Source organism: Flavivirga sp. 57AJ16 (assembly GCF_028736925.1).
In the GTDB taxonomy this organism is placed as follows: Bacteria; Bacteroidota; Bacteroidia; order Flavobacteriales; family Flavobacteriaceae; genus Flavivirga.
Genome location: NZ_JAQZAT010000050.1, coordinates 1 through 1,179 on the forward strand (window position 1 = coordinate 1; position 1,179 = coordinate 1,179).

At 36.1% G+C, this 1,179-nt stretch carries 1 protein-coding gene; it reads left to right on the forward strand.

Annotation, left to right across the window (positions count from 1 at the left end; genetic code table 11):
• Window positions 1-250 precede the first annotated feature (250 nt).
• The gene (locus PQO00_RS20295) at window positions 251-1,147 is read left to right on the forward strand and encodes a transposase (protein ID WP_274186683.1); all 897 of its coding nucleotides are present in this window, start codon (window positions 251-253) and stop codon (window positions 1,145-1,147) included.
• Window positions 1,148-1,179 lie beyond the last annotated feature (32 nt).

Sequence of the window (1,179 nt, forward strand, 5' to 3'; positions counted from 1 at the left end):
ACGGTTCAAGACTTCCCAATACGAGGAAAGAATGTATATCTGCACATCACTAGACGAAGATGGCACAATCAAACTACCAATAAAGTCATTACCAGAGACTGGGATTTAGTAGCAAAAGGGACTAGAATAACTAGTGAGTTTGCTACTTTTTTAAAAGAAGTCTATAAGTAATAACGCTTCTAGCACAGCAGTAGTCGCTAATTTCTACGGAGTAAACCCCAGAAGCCTACAACGTCAATATAAAGATTACTTGAGTGATTTTAAGGCTTGGGAACAGAAAGCACACGCAAAAGACTGGCTGCTATTTCCTCAAAACATTGGACAGCAGCTTTCTCTTGATGAAACAGCATTCTCAAATGGGGATCTGTACACCATACTTACCAATAAAAAAGCAAAAGGAAAGAAAGGGGCTTTAGTTGCGATGATCAGAGGCACTAAAGCAGAGGAGGCAATCAAAATATTGCAAAAGATACCTCTCAAACAAAGAAACCAAGTAAAGGAAGTAACTCTAGATATGGCTGGTAATATGGGATTGGTAGTCAAAAAATCATTTCCAAATGCTGTTCAGGTAATAGATAGATTCCACGTACAAAAACTAGCTTTGGATGCTCTGCAAGAAATCAGAATCAAGCATAGATGGGAAGCATTGGATACGGAAAACGACGCTATTGAAAAAGCAAGAACCAAAAACCTAAAACACAGCCCTGAGATACTACCCAATGGAGATACCCTAAAACAATTACTTGCTAGAAGCAGGTATTTGCTATATAAATCCAATGATAAATGGACTGTAAACCAATCCATAAGAGCCAAAGTACTCTTTGAAAAATATCCTGATATTGAAAAAGCATACAAACTCTGTCAAAATTTATCTTGGATATTTAACCAAACAAAAGATAAAACTTCTGCACTAATAAGATTGGCAAAATGGGATGAAAAAGTACGACAGGCTGCTTTTAAAAGCTTCAACACCATTGCCAGAACAATGTCTATTCATTACAAGAACATCTTAAATTACTTTGATAACAGAAGTACTAACGCTTCGGCTGAATCCTTTAATGCCAAAATTAAAGCCTTTAGGGCACAGTTTAGAGGAGTTAGAAATGTAGAATTCTTCTTATTTAGACTAACTAATATTTTTGCTTAATTCTAAAATCCCACAACTTTTTGACTTGATCC